Below are 6,076 nucleotides of genomic sequence, written 5' to 3' on the forward strand. Positions count from 1 at the left end.
CTCGCATCATCCGCGGGGTGATCTCGTAGTCCTCGGCCAGGGCCGGGGCCATGCCCTTCTCGCGGGAGAGCTCGAGGGCCTGCTTCCAGCCCTCCAGGGCGAGGTTGCGGCTCACCTCCTCGGTGAAGGCCAGCGACTCGGGGGAGCCGTAGGGGATCTTGAGCATGGTCAGGGTCGAGCCCAGCCCCAAAAAGCCCATGCCGTGGCGGCGCTTGGCCTCGATCTCGCGGCGCTGGCCCGGGAGCGGCAGGGCGCTGATCTCCACCACGTTGTCGAGCATGCGGGTGAAGATCGCCACCACCTGGCGGTAGCGCTCCCAGTCGAAGCGCGGCTTCTTGCCGAAGGGGTCGATGACGAAGCGGGTCAGGTTCACCGAGCCGAGCAGGCAGGCGCCCTCGGGGGGCAGCGGCTGCTCGCCGCAGGGGTTGGTGGCGCGGATCTCCTCGCAGAACCAGTTGTTGTTCATCCGGTTGACCTGGTCGATCAGGATGAAACCCGGCTCGGCGAAGTCGTAGGTCGAGGCCATGATGGTGTCCCACAGCTCGCGGGCCTTGATCACCTCGACGATGCGGCAGGCCACGCGCCCCTCGGCATCGACGGTATAGCCCTCCTCGATCACCGGCCAGTCGCGGTAGATCAGCTCGCTCTCCTCGACGTCGTCCCTCTCGCCCTCGTGGAGCGGGAAGGCCAGCGGCCAGTCGGCGTCCTGCTTCACCGCCTCCATGAACTCGTCGGTGATCAACAGGCTGAGGTTGAACTGGCGCAGGCGGCCCGCCTCGCGCTTGGCCTCGATGAACTGACGGACATCGGGATGGCCGACGTCGAAGGTGCCCATCTGGGCGCCGCGACGCCCACCCGCCGAGGCCACCGTGAAGCACATCTTGTCGTAGATATCCATGAACGCCAGCGGACCGTTGGTGCCGGCGCCGGCGCCGAACACGAAGGCCCCCTTGTGGCGCAGGGTGGAGAACTCGTAGCCGATGCCGCAGCCCGCCTTGAGGGTCATGCCGGCATCCACCACCGAATCGAGGATGTCGTGCATGGAGTCACGGATGGTGCGCGAGACGGTGCAGTTGATCAGGCTCACCGCCGGCTTGTAGGCCTCGGCACCGGCGTTGGACATGATCCGACCGGCGGGGATGGCCCCGTTCTCCAGCGCCCAGCGGAACCGGGGCAGCCACTCCTCGGCCTTGTCGTCCTCCACGGCCGCCAGGGCCCGTGCCACGCGATCCCAGGTGGCGGTGACGTCCTTGTCCACGGGGTGGCCGTGACGGTCCTTGAGGCGGTACTTGGCATCCCAGATGTCGCGGGAGGGCAACTGCAGGGGCACCTCGTTGGAGGTCTTGACGGCCTTGGCGGATGTGCTCATGCGGGGGTCTCCAGAGCGGTGTCGTCGTTGTCGGTGTAACGCTGTCGGTCTTCGGATGCCGCGGGCGGCAGGTCAGTGATCGCGGGCCGCGAGGCACTCCAGGCGGTGGAGCCAGTCGCCGAGGCGGCCCTGGGCCAGGCCCTCCTCGCGTCCGTCGAGGAGGTTCTTGACCATCAGGCCCAGTTCGGTGTCGCCCTCGATCAGCAGGCGACGCTGGAAGAACAGGCTGTCGGGATCCTCGCGCCGGGTGGCGAGACATAAAAACTCGCGCCAGCCGCCGCGGATGGTGGCCTCGCCGGGCTCGTGGCAGAGCACCAGGCGCTGTGCCACGAGGCTCAGTGTCAGCGTCACGCCGAGATCCTCGATGTCCAGGCTGATCCGGCGCCCCTCCAGGGCATCGAACTCGCCCTCCTCCAGCGGCTCGGCGAAGGTGCGGTTGAGCACCGGCTCCACCACCCGGCGCTTGACGGCCAGCGGCACGCAAGGGTCCAGGGTGCGAATCAGGCGGCTCGGGACGGGCGGGCGCGGAAGCGACAATGACGGTAGGGGCAGGGACATGAAGGTTCTCCTGATGACGTCGACGCGGCTGGGCCGCCGAACCGCTCATCCTAGGGGCCATCTAAACCGCCTGCACTGACATGCGTCAAGCCGTCGCCGGCACCGTGAATCACGCTGGGCCAGTACCATATATAGACCACTGGCCGGACTCAAGCACAAGATGTGCAAAAACTGTCACGGCCTCCCGAATGCCCCCGACAGGCCGGTGATGCGCCGGCTCCACCCCCTGCGGAACGCCGGCATGGCGGGCCGGCACAAGGGGGCGCGCCTCGCTCGCCCATCGAGCAAAGGCAGCTTCGTTTAATCACCATCTATGAAATAATTTTAATGCATCAAACTGGTGCACAGCTTTTCGCGATTTTGAAGATATTTCGGCTCAATACTATGTCTAATCCCCGCATGACCCATGCATTTGCTGCATAATGGTGCATTGCCTTATAGTGCTGCCGACCCGTTTCGATCGCACAGGAATCTCCCCATGCCCTACGTCCACGACACCCTCGAGGCCCTGCGCCGGAGCAGCCCGGCCCAGACCGAGTTCTACCAGGCCGCCGAGGAGGTGCTGGAGTGCCTGCGCCCGCTCTTCGAGCGCAGCCCCCACTACCTCGACCACGGCATCATCGAGCGCATCGTCGAGCCGGAGCGCCAGATCATGTTCCGCGTATGCTGGACCGACGACGCCGGCAAGGTGCAGGTCAACAAGGGCTACCGCGTCCAGTTCAATTCCGCCCTCGGCCCCTACAAGGGCGGGCTGCGTTTCCACCCCAGCGTCACCTCGGGCACCATCAAGTTCCTGGGCTTCGAGCAGATCTTCAAGAATGCCCTGACCGGGCTGCCCATCGGCGGCGGCAAGGGCGGATCGGACTTCGAGCCCAAGGGCCGGTCGGACGGCGAGATCATGCGCTTCTGCCAGGCCTTCATGAGCGAGCTCTATCGCCACATCGGCCCGACCACCGACGTGCCGGCCGGCGACATCGGCGTGGGGGCCCGCGAGATCGGCTTCCTCTATGGCCAGTACAAGCGCCTGACCGGCCGCTATGAGGGTGTGCTGACGGGCAAGAGCCTCAACTGGGGCGGCTCCATCGGCCGCAAGGAGGCCACCGGCTACGGCGCCGTCTACTTCGCCGAGAACATGCTCGAGGCCCGCGGCGAGACCCTGGAGGGCAAGACCTGCCTGGTCTCCGGTGCCGGCAACGTGGCCATCTACACTATCGAGAAGCTCTATGAGCTCGGCGCGATCCCCGTCACCTGCTCGGACTCCCGGGGCACCCTTCATCACGCCGATGGCATCGATCTGGACCTGCTCAAGGAGCTCAAGGAGGTCCAGCGCGTCTCGCTGGAGGCCTACCTGGAAAAGCATCCCGAGGCGCGCTACCTGCCGGCCGGCGACTACCCGGCCGACGGCCATGCGGTCTGGCGCATCGAGGGCGACGTGGCCTTCCCCTGCGCCACCCAGAACGAGCTGACCGAAGCCGATGCCGAGGCCCTGCTGGGCAATGGCGTGACCTGCATCAGCGAGGGGGCCAACATGCCCTCCACCGCCGCGGCCGTGGATCGCTTCCTGGCCGCGAAGGTTGCCTACGGTCCCGGCAAGGCTGCCAATGCCGGCGGCGTGGCCACCAGCCAGCTGGAGATGGCCCAGAACAGCAGCATGGAGCAGTGGCCGCTGGAGAAGGTCGACGCCAGGCTCAAGGAGATCATGGCCAACATCCACCGCCAGTGCGCCGAGACCGCCGAGGAGTTCGACGACCCCACCAACCTGGTACTGGGCGCCAACATCGCCGGCTTCCGCAAGGTGGCCGACGCCATGCTCGAGCAGGGCGTCGTCTAAGCCCAGCCCGGCCGGCTTCCATGCAACACGACACGGCGCCCCTCGGGGCGCCGTGTCGTGTCGGAAGGCGATCGGGGCTCAGACGGTGCGCGAGTAGCGCCCCGGGCCGTGGCTCAGGTAGGCATCGAAGGCCATGGCGGCGTTGCGCATCATCAGACGCCCGGCCGGCAGCACCGCGATACTCCCCTCATCGATCGCCAGCAGGCCATCGTCCGCCATCTCCTCCAGCTCGGCGAGGGCGTCGGCAAAATAGTCGCGAAAGGCGATGTCATGGTCCGCCTCGATGGCGGCAAAGTCGATGCGGCCATGGCACATCAGGGCGTTGATCACATCGCGTCGCAGCAGGTCATCGGCGTTCAGGCGGTAACCGCGCATCACCGGTAGCCGTCCCGCCTCGAGGCGCGCCTGGTACTCGGCCGTCTCCTTGACGTTCTGGCTGTAGCTGTCGCCCACCTTGCCGATGGCGGTATTCCCCAGGCCGATCAGGTCGCAGTCGGCATGGGTCGAGTAGCCCTGGAAGTTGCGCTGCAGGGTGCCGTTCTCCTTCGCCAGCGAGAGCTCGTCCTCGGGCAGGGCGAAATGGTCCATGCCGATATAGACATAGCCGGCCTCGGTGAGGCGGCGGATGGTCAGCTCCAGCAGCTCGATCTTGCGCTCCGGCGGCGGCATGTCTTGGGGGCGGATCAGCCGCTGGGCCTTGAACAGCTCCGGCAGGTGGGCATAGCTGTAGGCGGCGATGCGGTCCGGGCGCAGCCTGATGATCTTGTCCAGGGTGGCATCGAAGCTCGCCACGGTCTGCAGCGGCAGGCCGTAGATCAGGTCGACGCTCACCGACTGGAAACCGGCCTCGCGGGCCGCGGCCACCAGCTCCACCACCTGGGCCTCGCTCTGGATGCGGTTGACCGCCTCCTGGACACGGGTGTCGAAGTCCTGCACGCCGAAGCTCAGGCGGTTGAACCCCAGGGTATGGAGCTCATGGATCTGCTCGGGGGTCACGGTGCGGGGATCCACCTCCAGGGAGAACTCCCGCGCCTCGGGCTCGGCGAAGTGGAAGGCAGCGTCCAGCGCACCCATCAGCTCGCCGAGCTGGTCGTTGCTCAGATAGGTGGGGGTGCCACCGCCCAGGTGCAGCTGGGTCATGCGCCGCGAGTCGTCGAACAGCGCCCCCTGGAGCGCAACCTCGCGCTTGAGCCAGGCGAGGTACTCCGCGGCCCGCTCGCGGTTGTGGGTGATGATCTTGTTGCAGGCACAGTAGTAGCAGAGGCTCTCGCAGAACGGGATGTGCACGTAGGCCGACAGCGGCTTGGGCGTCGCGGCCCGGTTGCTGCGCTCGGCGGCGGCACGATAGTCGTCCTCGGCGAAGGCCGCCTGGAACTGCGGCGCCGTGGGATAGGAGGTATAGCGCGGCCCCGGGCGGTCGTACTTCTCGACCAGGGGGCGGATGAACGGCAGGGTATCTTGCATGATCGAATCGAGCCTCTGGAACCGTAAGGCGGCGGCCGCGGCCACCACCACATGGGCGAATTATGCCAGCCATGACCGGGCACGTCGGTACCCTTCAAGAGGTAGCTGACCCAGATCAAGGCGAGGTAGAAGGCACCGCGGCAGCAGCCCGCCGCCACCAGTGCACCAGGCGCCAGGCCACCAGCAGCCAGGCCAGGCTCCAGGCACCGGCGGCGCCCCACAGCACTGGCAGGCCAGCCGGGGGCAGCGCGAGCCTCAGCCCCGCCGCCAGGGTGAAGAGCCCGGCCAGGGGCGCCAGCCAACGCTCCTCCACGGGGCGCCCCCTGGCCCTCAGGATCGCCTGGCGCAGCATGATGCCGCTGGCCAGGGTGCCGAGCGCCCCCACGGTGATCGCATGGAGCCCGCCCACCGGCGAGCCCCCCGCCAGGAGGTCGCCCGCCACCAGCAGGGCCCCCACGCCCAGCCAGGCATAACCGAGCAGCAGGCCGAGCAGGTCCGGCCGATCGCGGAGCGTCCAGGGCGACCAGCGCCAGAGCCGCACCAGGATCAGCGCCCCGGCCAGCGCCAGCACCGCCCCGGCCAGCGGCCACAGCGGCGGCCAGATCGCCAGCACTCCCGTCGCACCCAGCAGGCCGATCAGGGCCCCCTCGAGCCGCGGCTGCACGCCGGCCCCGGCGACCCGGTCGCGTGCCATCAGGTGGCCGTTCACCGCCGGGGCGATCACCCGGCCGCCCATGAAGGCCATCAGCAGCAGCAGCCAGAACGCCCCCTGGTGGAGAAGGGGCGAGAGCAGTCCCGGGAAGGCCGGGCGCGCCGCCAGGCTGGCCGCCGCCAGCAGGCAGAGCAGCCCGAGC

The 6,076-nt window shown here is 68.0% G+C and carries 5 protein-coding genes; 1 reads left to right on the plus strand and 4 read right to left on the minus strand.

The window, feature by feature from the left end; translation table 11 throughout:
• Positions 1–1,369, minus strand: a 1,369-nt coding sequence (locus SCI24_RS20225) for a ribonucleotide reductase N-terminal alpha domain-containing protein (RefSeq protein ID WP_412930292.1), incomplete at its 3' end; no start/stop codon positions are given.
• A gap of 72 nt (positions 1,370–1,441) precedes the next feature.
• Entirely contained in the window at positions 1,442–1,927 is a 486-nt protein-coding gene (gene ubiT, locus SCI24_RS20230) for a ubiquinone anaerobic biosynthesis accessory factor UbiT (protein ID WP_318727087.1), read from the minus strand.
• 478 nt (positions 1,928–2,405) lie between these two features.
• Between ubiT and gdhA the strand changes: the two genes are divergently transcribed.
• Positions 2,406–3,758 (plus strand): NADP-specific glutamate dehydrogenase, encoded by a 1,353-nt coding sequence (gene gdhA / locus SCI24_RS20235; RefSeq protein ID WP_318727088.1) that lies wholly within the window; start codon positions 2,406–2,408, stop codon positions 3,756–3,758.
• Positions 3,759–3,836: 78 nt separating this feature from the next.
• On the opposite strand, the gene hemN is transcribed toward gdhA, so the two are convergent.
• Positions 3,837–5,222 (minus strand): oxygen-independent coproporphyrinogen III oxidase, encoded by a 1,386-nt coding sequence (hemN, locus tag SCI24_RS20240; protein WP_318727089.1) that lies wholly within the window; start codon positions 5,220–5,222, stop codon positions 3,837–3,839.
• A 115-nt stretch (positions 5,223–5,337) separates the two neighbouring features.
• Positions 5,338–6,076, minus strand: a 739-nt coding sequence (locus tag SCI24_RS20245) for an NnrS family protein (protein WP_318727090.1), incomplete at its 5' end; no start/stop codon positions are given.

The sequence above is a fragment of the Halomonas sp. genome (assembly GCF_033549285.1).
Classification (GTDB): domain Bacteria; phylum Pseudomonadota; class Gammaproteobacteria; order Pseudomonadales; family Halomonadaceae; genus Halomonas.

Bases quoted from the DNA above. Each gene is read 5' to 3' on its own strand.
- ubiT (WP_318727087.1), bottom strand. From the start codon at position 1,927: ATGTCCCTGCCCCTACCGTCATTGTCGCTTCCGCGCCCGCCCGTCCCG.
- gdhA (WP_318727088.1), top strand. From the start codon at position 2,406: ATGCCCTACGTCCACGACACCCTCGAGGCCCTGCGCCGGAGCAGCCCG.
- hemN (WP_318727089.1), bottom strand. From the start codon at position 5,222: ATGCAAGATACCCTGCCGTTCATCCGCCCCCTGGTCGAGAAGTACGAC.